Annotated in this window: 17 protein-coding genes; 6 read left to right on the forward strand and 11 right to left on the reverse strand. The window is 49.1% G+C overall.

The window, feature by feature from the left end; genetic code table 11:
• Positions 1-47: 47 nt before the first annotated feature.
• Genes AC2A06_RS08650 through AC2A06_RS08675 form a run of 6 tightly spaced genes read right to left on the reverse strand, consistent with a single transcriptional unit; the run spans position 48 to position 5638 of the window.
• Positions 48-455: a hypothetical protein gene (locus AC2A06_RS08650; protein ID WP_484380017.1), complete on the reverse strand. Its 408-nt coding sequence runs from the start codon at positions 453-455 to the stop codon at positions 48-50.
• The gene (locus AC2A06_RS08655) at positions 431-1726 is read right to left on the reverse strand and encodes a phosphatase PAP2/dual specificity phosphatase family protein (RefSeq protein WP_484380018.1); all 1296 of its coding nucleotides are present in this window, start codon (positions 1724-1726) and stop codon (positions 431-433) included. Before AC2A06_RS08655 ends, AC2A06_RS08650 begins: the two co-directional genes overlap by 25 nt.
• Before the next feature lie 2 nt (positions 1727-1728).
• Positions 1729-3483: a bifunctional alpha/beta hydrolase/class I SAM-dependent methyltransferase gene (locus tag AC2A06_RS08660; protein WP_484380019.1), complete on the reverse strand. Its 1755-nt coding sequence runs from the start codon at positions 3481-3483 to the stop codon at positions 1729-1731.
• The gene (locus AC2A06_RS08665) at positions 3476-4117 is read right to left on the reverse strand and encodes a lysophospholipid acyltransferase family protein (RefSeq protein WP_484380020.1); all 642 of its coding nucleotides are present in this window, start codon (positions 4115-4117) and stop codon (positions 3476-3478) included. The genes AC2A06_RS08660 and AC2A06_RS08665 overlap by 8 nt, the downstream gene beginning before the upstream one ends.
• A gap of 4 nt (positions 4118-4121) precedes the next feature.
• Positions 4122-5036: a phosphatidate cytidylyltransferase gene (locus tag AC2A06_RS08670; protein ID WP_023491147.1), complete on the reverse strand. Its 915-nt coding sequence runs from the start codon at positions 5034-5036 to the stop codon at positions 4122-4124.
• Positions 5036-5638: a CDP-alcohol phosphatidyltransferase family protein gene (locus tag AC2A06_RS08675; RefSeq protein ID WP_484380021.1), complete on the reverse strand. Its 603-nt coding sequence runs from the start codon at positions 5636-5638 to the stop codon at positions 5036-5038. The genes AC2A06_RS08670 and AC2A06_RS08675 overlap by 1 nt, the downstream gene beginning before the upstream one ends.
• 359 nt (positions 5639-5997) lie before the next feature.
• Here AC2A06_RS08675 and pstS point away from each other — a divergent pair, with 359 nt between their 5' ends.
• The 5 genes from pstS to phoU all read left to right on the forward strand — a co-directional run bounded on the left by pstS (position 5998) and on the right by phoU (position 10534).
• Positions 5998-7038, forward strand: a complete 1041-nt coding sequence (gene pstS, locus AC2A06_RS08680) for a phosphate ABC transporter substrate-binding protein PstS (RefSeq protein WP_484380022.1) — start codon at positions 5998-6000, stop codon at positions 7036-7038.
• Positions 7039-7126: 88 nt separating this feature from the next.
• Positions 7127-8083 (forward strand): phosphate ABC transporter permease PstC, encoded by a 957-nt coding sequence (pstC, locus tag AC2A06_RS08685; protein ID WP_473196450.1) that lies wholly within the window; start codon positions 7127-7129, stop codon positions 8081-8083.
• 7 nt (positions 8084-8090) lie between these two features.
• On the forward strand, positions 8091-8966 hold the full coding sequence (pstA, locus tag AC2A06_RS08690; protein WP_473196449.1) for a phosphate ABC transporter permease PstA: 876 nt from the start codon (positions 8091-8093) through the stop codon (positions 8964-8966).
• A 53-nt stretch (positions 8967-9019) separates the two neighbouring features.
• Positions 9020-9790, forward strand: a complete 771-nt coding sequence (pstB, locus tag AC2A06_RS08695; protein WP_473198068.1) for a phosphate ABC transporter ATP-binding protein PstB — start codon at positions 9020-9022, stop codon at positions 9788-9790.
• A 12-nt stretch (positions 9791-9802) separates the two neighbouring features.
• Entirely contained in the window at positions 9803-10534 is a 732-nt protein-coding gene (phoU, locus tag AC2A06_RS08700; protein ID WP_473196448.1) for a phosphate signaling complex protein PhoU, read from the forward strand.
• Between the two features lie 80 nt (positions 10535-10614).
• On the opposite strand, the gene AC2A06_RS08705 is transcribed toward phoU, so the two are convergent.
• From AC2A06_RS08705 to AC2A06_RS08720, 4 genes are read right to left on the reverse strand one after another with little or no spacing between them, the layout of a single operon-like run.
• Positions 10615-12060, reverse strand: coding sequence for an NAD-dependent succinate-semialdehyde dehydrogenase (locus tag AC2A06_RS08705; protein ID WP_484380023.1), 1446 nt, complete (start codon positions 12058-12060; stop codon positions 10615-10617).
• Positions 12057-13103 carry an aldo/keto reductase gene (locus tag AC2A06_RS08710; RefSeq protein WP_484380024.1) on the reverse strand — a complete coding sequence of 349 codons (1047 nt, stop codon included), beginning with the start codon at positions 13101-13103 and terminating at the stop codon, positions 12057-12059. The genes AC2A06_RS08705 and AC2A06_RS08710 overlap by 4 nt, the downstream gene beginning before the upstream one ends.
• Before the next feature lie 10 nt (positions 13104-13113).
• Positions 13114-13617: a formaldehyde-activating enzyme gene (gene fae / locus AC2A06_RS08715; RefSeq protein ID WP_473196445.1), complete on the reverse strand. Its 504-nt coding sequence runs from the start codon at positions 13615-13617 to the stop codon at positions 13114-13116.
• A 28-nt stretch (positions 13618-13645) separates the two neighbouring features.
• Entirely contained in the window at positions 13646-15007 is a 1362-nt protein-coding gene (locus AC2A06_RS08720) for an MFS transporter (RefSeq protein WP_023491296.1), read from the reverse strand.
• Positions 15008-15354: 347 nt separating this feature from the next.
• Between AC2A06_RS08720 and AC2A06_RS08725 the strand changes: the two genes are divergently transcribed.
• On the forward strand, positions 15355-16257 hold the full coding sequence (locus tag AC2A06_RS08725) for a LysR substrate-binding domain-containing protein (protein WP_023489084.1): 903 nt from the start codon (positions 15355-15357) through the stop codon (positions 16255-16257).
• On the opposite strand, the gene yieH is transcribed toward AC2A06_RS08725, so the two are convergent.
• Positions 16247-16912: a 6-phosphogluconate phosphatase gene (gene yieH, locus AC2A06_RS08730; protein ID WP_023489083.1), complete on the reverse strand. Its 666-nt coding sequence runs from the start codon at positions 16910-16912 to the stop codon at positions 16247-16249. The genes AC2A06_RS08725 and yieH overlap by 11 nt on opposite strands.
• Positions 16913-17121 lie beyond the last annotated feature (209 nt).

Genomic DNA, 17121 nt, shown 5'->3' on the forward strand with positions numbered 1-17121 from the left:
ATAGATTCACCCAGCAATGCTTACAGGGTTCACTGCTTAGCCAACGTTCAGTAGAGAATCAAAGCGAACAACCAGAGAACCCACAATAACGCCGTGATTAACATGGTGCGCTTGAGTTGGCATAAAGCACCATGTTGACGTTGCGGGAATGTCAGTTGGGTTAACCGTTGCCGTTGCCAAATCAATGCCAGCGCTTTCCCGGCTTGTTGATTCTGCGCCTCGTTGAACTGTGTTAAATAACCGACATCCAACCATAGGCGCCAGCAGCCATAAATACATACACCACTCAGCAACGCCACCCCTGCCCGCATCAAGCCGGGTGATGCAGCAAAAATAACCCATAGTAATGGTGGTACCACCATCAACAGCAAAAAACGCCAGCTCAGCAGAGTTCGTTCAAGCAACACGGTGGTTAGTTGTTCGGTTGCTGTTATTTCCTGATGTTCATTCGCCATTGTTCTAACAGCTCCAGATGTTGAGCGTTTAAGACCACCTGCGGCCGCTTCTGCCGAATATAGGCGATGGCTTCCATTACCGTGAGTGACGGTTGTTTATAGAGTAGCCAGGCGGCTGCCACTAAAGCACTGCGTGACAAGCCTAATGCACAATGGATAAGCACGCTACCTTGTGTACGCTGCAACTGTTCCAGCATGAGAACCGCCTCACGGAGTTGGCTCTCTTGCGGGTTGACCAAATCCAACATCGGTACACAATAATAGGCGACTCCGGTTATGTTGCGCGATCGGGGAAACTCACTGGTAACATCCAACACTGCCCGTTGTAATGGCTGGCTACGGGGGTAAGAGCCCAGGAACACCGCATCCGTGAGCGGGCTAACCGCAGGCAAACGGCGGGTGTAATAGCGTAGAGAAATAAACATCCCCAACCGCCAGGGCATCAGTAACCAGTAGGTGGCAGGGGTGAGTTTTCCTTGTTCATTTTTTTGCAACACGGTGACGCCAAACCCGGCATATCCCAGCGTGACAATCATCAACGCTATGGCTGGCCACCACAGCCACGGCAGATAAAAACTTGCTGCTACGACTATGAGTGAACCGAACAAATAGCGTCTGGTTAATTTCCAGCGGCGGCTGTCTGGGCGTTGCCAACGCCATTGCCCCTGTTCTGGTACCAGCCAGTCAATCACCATACCCACGATCAACCCAGTGATAACGTCGATAAAATGGTGCTGCCAAGTCGTCACAACGGAGAGTGCGATAAGCAGAAACCATGCGGTAAAAATCCGGTGCCCGTGGCCGCCAAGGTGGCGGCTGAAGTGGCGCCAGAGTAACCAGCAAAAAATAATATGCAGCGAAGGTGATTGATTATAGGGTAAATCAAATTGCTCCAATTGTTCGAATAACCAACCGGCAGCACCAGAAATTGGCGGTCTGGTGAAGGAAAATTTCAGCGGAAAGAGTAAAAAACCGATACAGGCCACCAGAGGGGCTAATGCTAACCGGTAGACCAAGCGTCGCTGTTCACTGAGTGTTGTACAGATAAATAGCGACAACCCGTAGAATATATCAAGGCTCCAATAGGGAATTATGGTCAGCGGAATAAAGGGAATATGCTTCTCCCAGTCAAACACCAGGCTGCCCACATCACTCCTGCCTGCGGTAAACTGGTTTACCTGACCATAGGTGAGGAAAAAAAGGGGGGCCAGCAACAGCAGCCAGCCTATCCCGTGAATAATAATAGTACGGCGAGTTACAGAACTGCTCATGCTTAGCGACGCACCGCCAGTGAAACAGTAAAAATCCCCCACTGATCAATTAACTGGGCACATTTATCAAAACCGGCTTCTTGCACCAAGGCATCCATTTCCCCTTGGGTACGTACACGCATTACCCACGCCTTACCATCTTTATGGCTGGTGAGAGACCAGGCGATGGTTTTTAACTGCGGATGCCACGGTTGCCCGGTGTAGATCAATATCCCCCCGGGTTCAATGGCCTCTGCCAACCCAGCTAATGAATTACGTACCAGTGTATTTTCAGGAAATAGCTCGTAAAGCCCAGAAACGATACCCAGCGTTGGGCGTGGCGTTAATGCAGCCAGTTCATCGCGGTTAAAAGCGTCACCACGTTCAAAATGGGCTTTATCTTCCATGCCGCGTGAAGCGATCATTTCCTGCCCTTTCTCGACATTCAGTTCGCTGTAATCACGCAGGAGAATATGACTGACGAGGGGTTCACTCGCCAACGCATCCAACACATAGCGACCATGCCCGGCGGCAACATCCACTACACGCACTGGCGTCCCTTGTGTGGCCAACTGCGCTACTGCTTGTTGGATAAGTTGCTGCAGATGAAGTTTACGCTGACGGATCCCTTGCCAACCAATGCTATTGAGGTAGTTCTTATCGATTTGCCGACCTAGCCAGTTACTTCCTTGTGGTTGGTTACGATAGACATAATCCAGGGTGCTACCGGAATCAAAACCAGTCTCAAACCCTAACTTCACGCCAGTTGACTGAGTACCCAGCATTTTCATGCCATAACGCATTGCGCGATAAGCCACATCATCGAGAGAATAGGGAACCGGGCCGCCACTGAGCATTCGCCAAGTATCAGCACTTGGGCTCCAGCGGTCTTCATTACTGTAATCGAAGCGTTGCGGTGGTAAGGCGTACAGGGTGTCGATAAAACTGCGCATTTTGTCGAATGCGATGTGGCGATCCCGCTCACCGAGCGTGTCATGATAAAAACCAGGGAGGATGTGCAATTCTTTTAATTGGCTGCGTAACCCTTGGTAGAAATCCAATTGCGGCTTGCGGTGGACAACATGATCATTGCCGGAAATCAGTAACTGTACTGGTAGGGTAATTGCAGCGGCGTCGCGTACCACGCGTTCCGCAGTACGGTAGAGATCAAGCAATATATTGACGGCGATTGGCCGGGTAACTAAAGGATCATGATCAAAGCTGGCTACCCGCTCGGGGTCGTGTGTCAGGTATTTGCCTTTGACGTAAGAGTTGACGAAAAACAACCCGCGCAAACGGTGCAAAAGTGCCAGCCCGCTACGTGCAAACGGTACATACAACTTAACCTTAAAAGCGGGTGATGCCAGCACCAAGCCGCGAATGGCTGGCGCATAGTCGTGTACCCAGGTCGCAGCCAGTACCGCCCCAACGCTTTGTGCTACCACGGTAATATTCTCCAGGGGCACATTATTTTCGGCAGCAACAAAGCGAACAAATTCATCCATATCCTGTACTGAGCGGGTCAGCGATGGGCTGTAACCGCGTTGACCTGGCGAACGCCCATGTCCCCGTGCATCCCAAGCATAGAATGCGCTATCCGGCATAGCTAATTCATCAACAATGTGTTGCATACGCCCAGAGTGCTCATGGCCACGATGGAACAAAACGATGATTTTATTTATTTCACCGTTTTCCTGAGCCGGCCAGTGGCGATAAAACAGTTCAGTCTGGTCGCTGGTCAGAAAACACTTCTCGTCTGGCGTACGGGTATTAATCATGGGATTCATTTCCTTGAGTCTCCTGCCGGAGTTGTAATAAACGCTGTAATAGCGCTTCCTTAAACTGGCTCTTATCCGGGTGAGAGTACAGTGGCTCACCCACATTGACATCAATAAACAACGGCAAAGGAATGCGGTTGCCTTTTGCCATAACCTGTTCTGTCCCTTTCAGCCAGATGGGGATAATTGGTACCTCCGGCAGACTTTGGCTAAGATGCCACAGCCCTGATTTTAGTGGTGCCAATTTTCCTGGTTCACCACGGCTACCTTCAGGAAACAGGATCAGAATCTTATTGTCGCGTAATGCTTGTTCACAAAGCGCCAGTGGATTGGTTTCCCCTCCTTGGCGCGAGACCGGGATAATATTGAGAATATTAAGCGTAAACCACGCCAACCAGCGGTTACGTAGAAAATAGTCTGCAGCGGCCACCGGGTGGACATTGTGTTGTTGATGAATTGAGAACAGTGATAACAGCGTAAACGCATCCATATGGCTGTTATGATTTGCCACGATAATCGCCGGCCCTTGTTTGGGCAGTCGTTGTGGGTGTTTTACTCGCAGCCCAAGCCATAACCAAATTACCGGCCAGACGATACAGAGTGAAAATAGTGTTTTGAGAAATTTTTTCACCATAATGTCAGTAATAGAAATAACGAATAAAGTGGAAGAAAACCGGAGCGGTGAAGATCAGGGAGTCCAAGCGGTCAAGAATACCGCCATGGCCAGGGAGCAGTGTTCCGCTATCTTTTACACCGATATCGCGTTTGATCGCTGACATCACAATATCACCGCAGAACCCCGTTACACCAATAATCAACCCGGCCAGCAGCGCCATATTCCAGCTTAATGGGGTGAGTAGCGGGCCAAGTAATACCGCCGCCAACGTGGTGCTGGCGATGCCACCGAGCAAGCCAGCCAGGGTTTTATTTGGGCTGACTTTCGGCGTGACTTTAATCCGCCCCAGAGATTTGCCCCACAGATACTGTGTAATGTCGTTAAATTCTGTCAGACCGACCAGAAATAGCACCAAAAGGGCCCCTGTTTGCTGGCCATTGGCAGGGAGAACCAGCAAAAATGCCACATGACTGAAGGCAAAGACCGTAGTCATCAGGCCCCAGTGTAACTGCGACACACTGCTTAGAAAGCTATGCGTATCGCCAGAAATCACCATGCGAGCGGGAAGGAATAAAAAGACATAGACCGGAATAAACACAATGAACATGCCATACCAGTTAGCGCCAATCAGCCAATAGTTGATGGGAATGGCGATAAACATCCACAATATGGGCATCCGGTCAGAATATCGGGAGGGAATCAGGGTCAAATATTCCTTCAACGCTATAAAACTGACCAGCGCGAAAAAAGTCAATGCCAGCCAGTGGGGGCTAATCATCGCCAGGGAAAACAAGATGATAATGACCCACCAGGTACGGATGCGCAGCGTTAATTCACGCCAGTTTTTCTCTGGGCGCAACCAGACCAACAGCCCATTAATGAGGGTAGCGATCAGTAACAGGGCAAAAATGACTGCCAGGGATTTTTCCAGCAACATTATTGCGGCTCCTCTACCAAGGCGCTACGGCAGCGATTGATGACCGTCCAGACCAGTAATAACGTTGCTATGCCCCACACCAGATTGTTCCAGCTAACCAGTTGCGGCCAGATAGCCAGCACCAAACCCCAGGAACCAAACACCAACGCCCGGTCACTTTTACCCAGTGGCCCAGCATAGTTACGTGTCCCGTTAATGGTTTGTACCAGAATTCCACAAAATTCGGTTAACACCATGATGAATAACATCACCAATACCAGCGGTGCGTTACTGTTTGCGAGAAAGATAAAAGGCAGATATAAGGCAACATCAGAAAGGACATCACCGATTTCATTCAGTATCGCCCCGAGGCGGCTTTTCTGGTTGCACTCCCGGGCTAACATGCCATCCAGTGCATTGAGCGCCATACGGATAAATAACACAATCGGAAGCAGATAAAACAGACCAGGTTGCGGAAATAGCATCAGTATTCCGCCAACCAGAAATGAGAGCACCATCGCGGCCAGTGTGACCTGGTTGGCTGTTACATGATGTTTTTCCAGCCAATACATCATTGGACGTAACAAGGCCTGAAAGGCAGGCTTAATCCTATAGAGTGTCATTATCATTCCCTGGTATTTATTCTTTTGATTAACGACCAATACTATCGTTCAGATTATTATCTGTCATCATTCAAGGGACGAGAGTCAGTGCGGAAAGCCAACACTGCAGCAGCTTAAACGGCGATATGTGCAGAGTTTGAGTGAGGATCGGTAGGGTTTTACTCAGCCGATATTTTGCATGATTATTTTTAATTAATTGAAAGTAAAGAAAAAAATAAGAAATCCAATCACTGTCATATAACTGTAATATTTTATACATTTTACTGTCATGAAACTGTCCTATTTTCCTTCAATCAGCAATACTTTATTTGACTCAAACAGCCCGAAGTCGATTTTTAAATATCCCATTAGGAGGGATCATGAAACTGATGCGTACCACTGTCGCCAGCATTGTCGCAGCGACTATCTCCCTGGTCTCTGTATCTGCATTCGCTGCTGCGAGCTTGACCGGTGCAGGTGCGACATTCCCCGCTCCGGTTTATGCCAAGTGGGCAGATTCTTATCAGAAAGAGACTGGCAATAAAGTTAACTATCAGGGGATTGGTTCCTCTGGTGGCGTGAAGCAAATTATTGCTAACACCGTTGACTTTGGTGCTTCCGATGCCCCGCTGCCTGATGACAAACTGGCTGCCGATGGCCTGTTTCAGTTCCCAACCGTGATTGGCGGTGTGGTGATGGCGGTCAATATCCCTGGCATCAAATCCGGTGAACTGACTCTCGATGGTCAAACCCTGGGTGATATCTATTTGGGCAATATCAAAAAATGGAATGATCCAGCGATTACTAAACTGAACCCAGGCGTTAAGCTGCCAGATCAGAATATCGCCGTGGTACGCCGTGCAGACGGTTCTGGTACTTCTTTCGTCTTTACCAGCTATCTGTCTAAGGCAAATGCTCAGTGGAAAGAGAAAGTGGGTACCGGTTCAACGGTTAAGTGGCCAACCGGTTTAGGTGGTAAGGGCAATGACGGTATTGCTGCATTTGTCCAACGTTTACCTGGTTCTATCGGTTATGTAGAATACGCTTATGCCAAACAGAATAATCTGGCCTACACTAAATTAATCTCTGCTGATGGTGAGCCAGTGAGCCCAACCAAAGAGAGCTTTAGCGCTGCAGCCAAAGGTGCCGACTGGAGTAAAACCTTCGCTCAGGACTTGACCAACCAAAAAGGTAATAATGCTTGGCCAATTACTTCCACTACCTTTATTCTGATGCACAAAGAGCAGAAGAAACCAGAGCAAGGTACAGAAGTACTGAAGTTCTTTGATTGGGCCTATAACCAGGGTGCTAAACAGGCTCTTGAACTGGATTACGCTATACTGCCAGATGAGGTAGTTGAGCAAGTCCGTGCAGCTTGGAAGACCAATATCAAAGACAGCTCTGGTAAAGCATTATTCTAAAAACACAAGAGGTGTGGTATACACCTTGCCTGATGTGTCGGGGCTCAGTAAGCTGAGCCCTTTAAGCTTTATAACAGAAGAGTAATCTATGGCTGGGCCTAAACCGACCATTAAAGCACCGAGTAAAAACGGTGACATTATCTTCAGCGCGCTGGTTAGACTGGCCGCGCTGATTACCTTATTGCTGCTGGGCGGCATTATTGTTTCGCTGATTATTGCCTCCTGGCCAAGTATGCAGGCGTTTGGTTTCGCTTTTCTGTGGACCAAAGAGTGGGATGCACCCGCTGAGCAGTTCGGTGCCTTAGTCCCTATTTACGGGACGTTAGTCACCTCGCTGATTGCCTTGATCATTGCGGTCCCGGTCAGTTTTGGTATTGCGCTGTTCCTGACGGAACTCGCCCCTAATTGGCTTAAGCGCCCGTTAGGTATCGCCATTGAACTGTTAGCGGCGATCCCAAGTATTGTTTACGGTATGTGGGGCCTGTTCGTGTTTGCTCCACTGTTCGCCCAATATTTCCAGACTCCGGTGGGCAATGTCCTTTCTGGTATTCCGATTGTTGGTGAATTATTTTCTGGCCCGGCTTTCGGTATCGGTATTCTGGCTGCCGGGGTGATCCTGGCTATTATGATTATTCCTTACATTGCCGCAGTTATGCGTGATGTATTTGAACAAACCCCGGTAATGATGAAAGAGTCCGCCTACGGTATTGGTTGTACTACCTGGGAAGTGATTTGGCGTATTGTCTTACCGTTTACTAAAAATGGGGTGATTGGCGGTATTATGCTGGGTCTGGGGCGAGCTTTGGGGGAAACCATGGCGGTCACCTTCATTATCGGTAACACCTACCAACTCGACAGTTTCTCACTGTTTATGCCTGGCAACAGTATTACCTCAGCATTGGCCAATGAATTCGCTGAAGCGGAGTCGGGGCTGCACACCTCAGCATTAATGCAACTGGGGCTGATCCTGTTTGTTATCACTTTTATCGTCCTTGCGCTGTCAAAACTGATGGTTATGCGCTTGGCTAAAAATGAGGGGCGTTAAAGTGACCATGTTGGATTCTGTAGAACTGGCGGAAAGCCGCCGTAAAATGCAGGCTTGGCGCCGCCAGAAAAACCGCATTGCACTGTTCTTGTCACTGGCGACGATGGCCTTTGGTCTGTTCTGGTTGGTGTGGATTCTGTTTTCTACCATTACCAAGGGCATCGATGGTATGTCGCTGGCGTTATTCACCGAAATGACGCCACCACCCAATACGGCGGGCGGCGGTTTGGCTAACGCCATTGCCGGTAGTGGTTTGCTGATTCTGTGGGCGACCATCTTCGGTACACCGTTGGGCATCATGGCAGGCGTTTATCTGGCGGAATATGGCCGTAAATCCTGGTTGGCTGAGGTGATCCGCTTTATTAACGATATTTTGCTGTCTGCGCCGTCAATCGTGGTGGGGTTGTTTGTTTACACCGTGGTGGTGGCTAAAATGGAGCACTTCTCTGGATGGGCGGGGATTATTGCCTTGGCTTTGCTGCAGATCCCGATTGTGATCCGCACCACCGAGAACATGCTCAAGCTGGTGCCAGATACGCTGCGTGAGGCTGCGCACGCACTGGGAACACCCAAATGGCGTATTATTTCTGCCATTACCTTGAAAGCTTCTATCTCCGGTATCATTACCGGTGTATTACTGGCGATAGCACGTATTGCAGGTGAAACAGCGCCATTGCTGTTTACCTCGCTGTCAAATCAGTTCTGGAATACCGACCTGATGCAGCCGATAGCCAACCTACCAGTGACCATCTTCAAGTTTGCCATGAGCCCGTTTGCCGAATGGCAGCAATTGGCTTGGGCAGGCGTATTGTTGATCACCCTGTGCGTACTGTTACTGAATATCCTGGCGCGTGTGATTTTTGCCAAGAAAAAGCATTCATAAAAATTTAAGCGCCGTTGGTTCGGCGCGGTGAAAAGAGAGAAGTCTTGATGAGTATGGTTACTGACGCTCCCAGCAGCAAAATTCAGGTACGCGATCTGAACTTTTACTATGGCAAATTCCATGCGCTGAAAAACATCACCCTGGATATTGCCGAGAATAAGGTAACGGCTTTTATCGGCCCATCGGGTTGCGGTAAATCAACGTTGTTACGTACTTTCAACAAGATGTATCAGCTATATCCAGAGCAACGTGCTGAAGGCGATATTATATTGGATGGGCAAAATATTCTGACGGATAACCAGGATATCGCCTTACTGCGTGCCAAGGTGGGCATGGTGTTTCAAAAGCCAACACCGTTCCCGATGTCGATTTATGACAATATTGCTTTCGGTGTACGTCTGTTTGAAAAGCTGTCCCGTGCAGATATGGATGAGCGTGTTCAGTGGGCGCTGACCAAGGCGGCACTGTGGAATGAAACCAAGGATAAGTTGCACCAGAGCGGTTATAGCTTGTCTGGTGGTCAACAGCAGCGTTTGTGTATTGCGCGTGGTATTGCCATTCGGCCAGAAGTGTTATTGCTGGATGAGCCGTGTTCGGCACTTGACCCTATTTCAACTGGTAAAATTGAAGAGTTAATCAGTGAACTGAAGTCTGAGTATACCGTGGTTATTGTGACCCATAATATGCAGCAGGCGGCACGTTGTTCTGACTCCACCGCATTTATGTATCTGGGGGAGTTGATCGAGTTCAGCGACACTGACACCTTGTTTACTGCACCGCAGAAAAAGCAGACTGAAGATTACATTACTGGCCGTTATGGTTGATAAGGGTGCATCATGGACAATCTGAATTTAAACAAACATATTTCTGGCCAGTTCAACGCAGAGCTTGAGTATATCCGCACCCAGGTGTTGACGATGGGTGGGCTGGTGGAACAGCAACTGAGTGATGCCATCACGGCGATGCATAACCAGGATGGTGAGCTGGCTAAACGGGTGATCGAGGGTGATGCCAAGGTCAATATGATGGAAGTGGCCATTGATGAAGCCTGTGTGCGTATCATTGCCAAGCGCCAGCCGACCGCCAGCGATTTACGCCTGGTGATGGCGATTATCAAGACCATTTCTGAACTGGAACGTATCGGTGACGTTGCAGATAAAATCTGCCGTACGGCACTGGAGAAATTTTCTCACCAGCATCAACCGCTGTTGGTCAGCCTGGAGTCTTTGGGGCGCCATACCGTTCAGATGCTGCATGATGTGCTGGATGCCTTTGCGCGTATGGATCTGGATGAAGCGATCCGTATTTACCGTGAAGACAAGAAGGTCGATCAGGAGTATGAGGGTATCGTGCGCCAGTTGATGACCTACATGATGGAAGATTCGCGTACCATTCCCAGCGTATTGACGGCGTTATTCTGTGCTCGTTCTATCGAACGTATTGGTGATCGTTGCCAGAACATTTGTGAATTTATCTTCTATTTCGTCAAGGGCCAGGATTTCCGCCATATCGGTGGGGATGCACTGGACAAATTACTGGCAGAAGGTAAAGACGAGAAAAAAGAGTAATTTTATTAAAAAATTACGGTTAATGGCGCTGGAAACAGCGCCTTTCTTTTGTTTATAAAATTCACAACAGTTTATCGAATTTACAGCAGTTGGCCGATATTGACGTATTTGGTTTCCTGATATTCATCCAGGCCAATATCCGCACCTTCGCGCCCCAGGCCTGACTCTTTCACCCCACCAAAAGGGGCGACCTCAGTAGAAATAATCCCTTCATTAATACCCACCATGCCACTTTCCAACGCTTTGGTAACACGCAAGGCACGTGCCAAATCACGGGTATACAGATAAGCCGCTAACCCAAAGGGGGTTGCGTTAGCTCGGGTGATGACTTCATCCTCATCGGTAAAGCGGAAACAGGCAGCCAGCGGACCAAAGGTCTCTTCCTGCGCTAACCGCATCTGCTCTGTGGCGTTAGCCAACACTGTAGGTTGGAAGAATGATCCCCCTAAGTTGGCGCGCTTACCGCCACACATCAGCTTTGCACCTAACTTCAGGGCATCCTGTACATGAGCTTCCACTTTTTCTACCGCTTTAACATGGATTAGCGGCCCTTGCTCTGCCCCTGGCGTCATACCTGGGGCGACGTTTAACGCTTTTGCGGCATCCGTCAGTTTCTGGACAAAGCGGTCATAAATACCGTCCTGAATGTAGAAACGGTTAACACATATGCAAGTCTGCCCGCTGTTGCGGAATTTGGCGGCCATTGCGCCGGCAATGGCTACATCAAGATCGGCATCATCAAACACGATAAAAGGTGCATTACCGCCCAGCTCCAGTGACAGCTTTTTCACTGTATCTGCTGCTTGGCGCATTAATAACTTACCCACCGGCGTTGAACCAGTGAAAGAAATTTTACGCACCAGCGGGCTCGCCATCAGTGTTTCACCAATGGCGACGGTATCGCCGGAAACCGCATTAATCACCCCTGCCGGAACCCCGGCTTGTTGGGCTAATACAATCAACGCGAAAGCGCTGAGCGGAGTTTCATTGGCTGGCTTAATCACCGCAGTACAGCCAGCCGCCAGTGCCGGGCCTAATTTGCGTGTCAGCATGGCTAATGGAAAGTTCCATGGCGTAATGGCAGCAATAACACCCACCGGCTCTTTAAAGGTGAGGATCTGATTGCCATTTTTGGTTGCCGGGATGGTTTTGCCATAGGCACGTTTAGCCTCTTCGGAAAACCATTCAATAAAGCTGGCGGCGTAAGCCACTTCGCCGATGGCTTCGCTGAGGACTTTACCTTGTTCGGTCACCATCAACTCAGCCAGTGCTTGTTGATGCTGCATGATCAGTTGGAACCAGCGTCGCAAAATTTCTGACCGTGCTTTGGCGGTTTGAGCCCGCCAGGCCGGTAGCGCCGCCGCCGCTGCGGCAATGGCTGCTTCAGTTTCTGCACGGCCAGCCAGGGCAACATCAGCAATTTTTTCACCACTGGCGGGATTATCGACGGGATAAGTTTGTGGGGTCGTTTGCCACTGGCCATTGCAATACCAACCGGTACGCAGTAAGGAGGCATAAGCTGTCATGCAATATTCCTTGTTTCTAGGTTATCCACTGCAAAAAAACCGCGTGCTGGGCGGCTGTCACGCAGAATACGCTTGCCCGCGGTGTAGTCATTAATGACATCGCAAGGGGTGTAATTACGCTCCAGTTCATGCTGTTCCTCGTCATTGAGCTGGGTATCCAGTGCGGCGATGGCACTGTTGATCTGTTGTATCGAGTCGGCACCGACTAACATACAATCTACACCCGGGTGGTTAAGTACCCAGGCTTGAGCGACCTGTGCTGGTGGGATACCTCGTTGCTCAGCCACCCGGCTAACCGACTGCGCTATGTTAAGCGAAGTCGTATCAGCATACATTTCTTGGGTAAAAAAATCGGTCTTGTTGCGCACAGAGTTGAAATCGCAACTTAATAGCCCGCGAGCCAATGGGCTGAAGACTGAAATACCCAACCCCTGATCACGGCAAAACGGTATCATTTCACGCTCTTCTTCACGGTAAGCACAGTTGAGTTGCAGTTGCATATTAATGGGTTTGGTATAGCCATTACGCTCGCAATACCATAGGATTTTGGCTAACTGCCAGGTATACATGGTCGATACCCCAACATAGCGAGCCTTGCCAGAATGGACGATATCATTCATCGCTGCCCAGGTTTCTTCAATGGGGGTATTCACATCGAAGTAATGCAACATATAGATATCGACGTAATCGGTGCCCAAACGCTGCAAACTTCCATCGATACTGGCCATGATATGTTTACGTGAATGTCCCTGGTTGTTGAACCCCGCGCCAATCGGGTAGCCTACTTTGGTGGTCAGCACCAGTTCATCACGATTGGCAATGCGCTTGATCACCCGGCCCACCACTTCCTCACCGGCACCACTAGAGTAAAAATCCGCTAGATCAATAAAGTTAATCCCGTTTTCCAAAGCATGGCGGATCAGCGGTTCACTTTGTGCCTCATCGAAAATCCACGGTTTCCACTGTTTACTGCCCATATTCATGGTACCCAAGCACAAACGAGAAACTTTCAAACCACATTGACCCAGATTAATGTACTGCATGCTTCCCTCCTCAGGCTTTTGGGGTGTAGAACGGATTGCCCAACTGTGGCAGGGCTTCAGTCAATTGGTGGCGGGTCGGCAGTTTTTCCATTGCCGCCTGAATAGCTTGGGTACAGGCGAGGTAGTTGTTGTGATAGACCTCGTCAATATTGTTGCAACTGGGGTTGACCCAGTTAGCGGTGACAATACACCATTCATCTTCAGCCTCTGCGGGTAGGGTTCCTGACAGTAGTGCTTCAGTCACCGCCTTAGCGATAGCGGCTTGTGAGGCTCCCCAAGTTGCATTGCCGTGTAATTCACCGCTAATTTCCGCTTTATTGACATACAGCGTCATGGGTTTAGCCGGTACGTTAGGTTTAATTACCACCATAAATGGGCAGTGACCCTGGCTGGGGGATGCCAAGCTGGAAGAGAAAGCCTGGCCGACGACACCATTACGCGGTCCGATCATGATATTGATATGCGAGGCATTTACGCCGTTACCTGCAAACCCTTCTCCGATATACATTTCCACTTAAAGATCTCCTGTTTTTAACATAATGTTATTTAGCCACAGTGGCTAACGTGTTCTCTGTTTGAGGTTGCGAGCCCTGCGCGGCATCCACCAGGGTCAGCCCCTTGGTTTCTGGTGCCCAGGCAATGGAAACAACGGCGCCAATCATCAAGATAAAGGCCAGAATGGCGGTAGTCGTCGGCATGCCGAAATGCACGATAGACAGAGGCAACAGGCCTGTGCCAATGGCGGAGCCTAATCGACTCATGGAGGTTGAAAACCCCACGCCCATGGAGCGGACTTCGGTAGGGAAGCTTTCAGCGGGGAAAACGCCTACCAGATTACTGACTGCTGACATGACTAATGTAAAGGCGGCAAAAATGGCGATCAGCCAGGTTGTTTGGCTACCAGGAAGAATACTTAGCATCACCAGGCAGGCTGCGAGGAAGATAAACGAACCAATCAGGAAACCACGGCGTGAGCAAATCACCGTCAGAACAATTCCCAGCAAGGCTCCGACGATCAACAAGCCGTTAAGCAGCAGGTCAGTGGAGAAGTTATTGTCTAGCCCCATCACCTGCAAAATAGAGGGCAAGAAGGTATAGATGGCAAAGTAAGGGATCACCAGACAAACAAAGAACAGGCTGTTGAACGCGGTACGGCGACGGTATTTAGGCCCAAATAGTGACAAAAAGCGTTGTTTTGATATCACGGGGGCTTCATCAATCAACAGGACATGGGGGCCGAAGTATTTATGTACTATCGCCATGGCTTGTTCCCGTTGTCCTTTCCCCATCAACCAGCGCGGTGACTCCGGTGTACCGATACGCATTAACAGAATTAGCAGGGCGGGTATGGCAGAAGAGGAGAGCAACCAGCGCCAGGCATCGGGCCCTAATGCCGTTAGAAAATGGCCAGCAAAGCCCGCGGCAACATAGCCAAAGGTCCAGATCACACTGAATGAACCGAGTAATACACCTCGATGCTTACGGGGGGCGAACTCGGCCAACATGGTGTGTCCTACTGAAAAATCCCCTCCTAACCCAATGCCTACCATCACTCGTAACAGAAACAGTTGTTCCGGTGTAGTGGCGAAGAACTGCAGGGCAGAGGCGAGCGTGATAACCACAAAGCTGAAACTGAAGATTTTCTGGCGGCCAATATAATCAGAGATCCAGCCGAGGACCAAACTGCCGATAAATAGCCCAATCAGTGCAGAACTACCGAGCAACCCCTCCCAAAAAGGGGTGAGGCCCATTTGTGGTTTGATTTGTGCCAAGGCGAAGCCGATAACACCGAGTACATAGCCATCCGTAAAATGTGCACCAAAGGTTAGCCCGGCGATTTTGATATGGAACCGATTTAACGGCACATCATCCATACGAATGGATTGTTGGGTTAAAGTTTGCATTTACCTGTCCTCCTGTTGGGAACGGTACGGGTATACCGTTGGTCGGTATTGCTAATTGATTTTTCCTACTCCCACGCATTGACCTTTATGAGTGCCAAAGATGAGAGGAGCGAGTCATCAATTGGCAATGTGAAATGCCTTGATGTTATTTTTTTGTTTTTATTTGGTTGCTAATGTGAGCATAAAGGAAGCGATAGGCGAGTGCGTTTTAGTCATACCCCTCAGCAGAAAATGCATGTGACTCACCTCTGGTTTTATGGAAATAAACGCTGCAAGGGATAAAAACATGCATCAAATTAATAACATGTAATTAACAAAACGATGTCTGTTGGCGAGGTAAATGGATTGTGAGAAAGCTCCCATCACTCAGCATGTTGCGTGTTTTTGAGGAAACTTGTCGGACATTAAGTTTCAGTAAGGCGGCTGAAGCACTATTCATTACTCAGAGTGCAGCCAGCCGACAAATGAAACAGTTTGAAGAGTTTCTCGGTAAGTTACTGTTTGTACGTAGTCATTACGGTTTGTCACTCACGCAGGATGCCATGTTGTTATTGCCAGTAGTGCGGCAAGCGCTGGATATTCTGGAAGAAGGGATATGTCATGTGCGATTACACAATCCATTGCAGCACTTAAGGTTACAAGTCGCGCCTACTTTTGCTACCCGTTGGTTGGCTCCACGGCTAGTCGAATTGCGTCAACACAATACCCAGTTACAAATTGCGTTAATCAGTGAGGCTCGACAAAAATATTGTGATTTTGATTGTGCAGTGCGCTTTGGTCGATTGACCGACAGCATTAATGGGGAATGGTTATGCCATGAACAGTTAGTGCTGGTGGGAAGCCCATTATTGATGATCAATGGCGTGTTTCCGCCACTCAATAGTCAGCCGCAATTACATATTCTTGATGGTGATAGCCGGATGGACACTTGGCAACGCTGGTTGGATGCAGCGGGTCGCAGTGAAGTACAAGATCGTGGGGGATTGGAGTTTAGTACACAGGATCAGGTCATCAACGCCTGTATCACCGGGGCTGGCTATGCCGTGTTGGATAAAATGATGATCCATAATGAACTGCATGGTGGTTTGCTGATGTTGTTTTCACCATTGGCAGTTAAGAGTACTCATGGCTATTGGTTGGAGATCCCTCCTGGTAAGCGGGAATTACCTCGGGTGGGTTATTTTCGCGATTGGCTATGGTCGGAAATTAGCCGGGCAGAACCGGCTAGAGCATTGGTCGTTAATGGGTAAGTTGCCAACCACGCTGTTGCCACAGAAGGGGTAACTGTGACAGATGGTCAAACATGGTCACCAGAGGATGGTCGATGGGTTTATTGTGTGGATCGGCACAGAAGTAGAACACCGGGATCCCTGCAGCAATACCCGCCTGTGCACCCGCGGCAGAATCGTCCACCAGAATGCAGCGCTCAACCGCCACCTGCATTTGCTGGGCAGCATGGAAAACGATGGCCGGATCGGGTTTCCAGCGTTGGATATCGTAACCGCTGAATAATCGGTCATCGAAATAGGAAAGCATCTGGGTCAGCCCCAGCGAATGTTGCATTTTGCTGACGGGCCCGTTGGATACAGTACATATAGGGGCTTTCATTTGTGCCAACAATGCTTGCGCACCGGCAATGGGTTGCAGCTCGGCATCGAACAGGCGTGCAACCTCTTGGCGATAGATCGGCTCTAATTGTGTTTGCGGCAGAGTCACGCCCTGTTCGGCACTGATTTTTTCGATGATTTCGTTGAGTTTTACCCCTTTGTATTTTTTAAATATTTCTTCTAGCGAAACCTCAATATCATAATGGGCAAACATATGCACATAAGCCTTACTGCACAACACTTCACTGTCTACTAGCGTGCCATCACAATCAAATAAAACACATTCAACCTGACTCATTGGAATATCTGCCTTCGGCTAACTGATGATGGCTGTCACTTTAACTGGATTATTTATCTCCGTCATCATGCAAGCTGAAGGGGAATGTTTTAGCGGTTGCCGCCCAGTGTCATTTACCGCTAACGGTTATGGCTGATGAATATGAATAAATACAATCTGTTGAATTTTTTAGCCGTACAGATGGCGAAAAAAAGCGATGGGTGAGATCA

Source organism: Serratia sp. HNCC26DJ244, from assembly GCF_057180565.1.

Excerpts from the sequence above, each read along its gene's own strand:
- yieH (WP_023489083.1), bottom strand. The coding sequence starts at position 16,912 with ATGAGTCAGGTTGAATGTGTTTTATTTGATTGTGATGGCACGCTAGTA.
- AC2A06_RS08710 (WP_484380024.1), bottom strand. The coding sequence starts at position 13,103 with ATGCAGTACATTAATCTGGGTCAATGTGGTTTGAAAGTTTCTCGTTTG.
- phoU (WP_473196448.1), top strand. The coding sequence starts at position 9,803 with ATGGACAATCTGAATTTAAACAAACATATTTCTGGCCAGTTCAACGCA.
- pstC (WP_473196450.1), top strand. The coding sequence starts at position 7,127 with ATGGCTGGGCCTAAACCGACCATTAAAGCACCGAGTAAAAACGGTGAC.
- AC2A06_RS08720 (WP_023491296.1), bottom strand. The coding sequence starts at position 15,007 with ATGCAAACTTTAACCCAACAATCCATTCGTATGGATGATGTGCCGTTA.
- AC2A06_RS08665 (WP_484380020.1), bottom strand. The coding sequence starts at position 4,117 with ATGGTGAAAAAATTTCTCAAAACACTATTTTCACTCTGTATCGTCTGG.
- AC2A06_RS08670 (WP_023491147.1), bottom strand. The coding sequence starts at position 5,036 with ATGTTGCTGGAAAAATCCCTGGCAGTCATTTTTGCCCTGTTACTGATC.
- pstA (WP_473196449.1), top strand. The coding sequence starts at position 8,091 with ATGTTGGATTCTGTAGAACTGGCGGAAAGCCGCCGTAAAATGCAGGCT.
- pstS (WP_484380022.1), top strand. The coding sequence starts at position 5,998 with ATGAAACTGATGCGTACCACTGTCGCCAGCATTGTCGCAGCGACTATC.
- AC2A06_RS08675 (WP_484380021.1), bottom strand. The coding sequence starts at position 5,638 with ATGACACTCTATAGGATTAAGCCTGCCTTTCAGGCCTTGTTACGTCCA.
- AC2A06_RS08660 (WP_484380019.1), bottom strand. The coding sequence starts at position 3,483 with ATGATTAATACCCGTACGCCAGACGAGAAGTGTTTTCTGACCAGCGAC.
- pstB (WP_473198068.1), top strand. The coding sequence starts at position 9,020 with ATGGTTACTGACGCTCCCAGCAGCAAAATTCAGGTACGCGATCTGAAC.
- AC2A06_RS08705 (WP_484380023.1), bottom strand. The coding sequence starts at position 12,060 with ATGACAGCTTATGCCTCCTTACTGCGTACCGGTTGGTATTGCAATGGC.
- AC2A06_RS08655 (WP_484380018.1), bottom strand. The coding sequence starts at position 1,726 with ATGAGCAGTTCTGTAACTCGCCGTACTATTATTATTCACGGGATAGGC.
- AC2A06_RS08650 (WP_484380017.1), bottom strand. The coding sequence starts at position 455 with ATGGCGAATGAACATCAGGAAATAACAGCAACCGAACAACTAACCACC.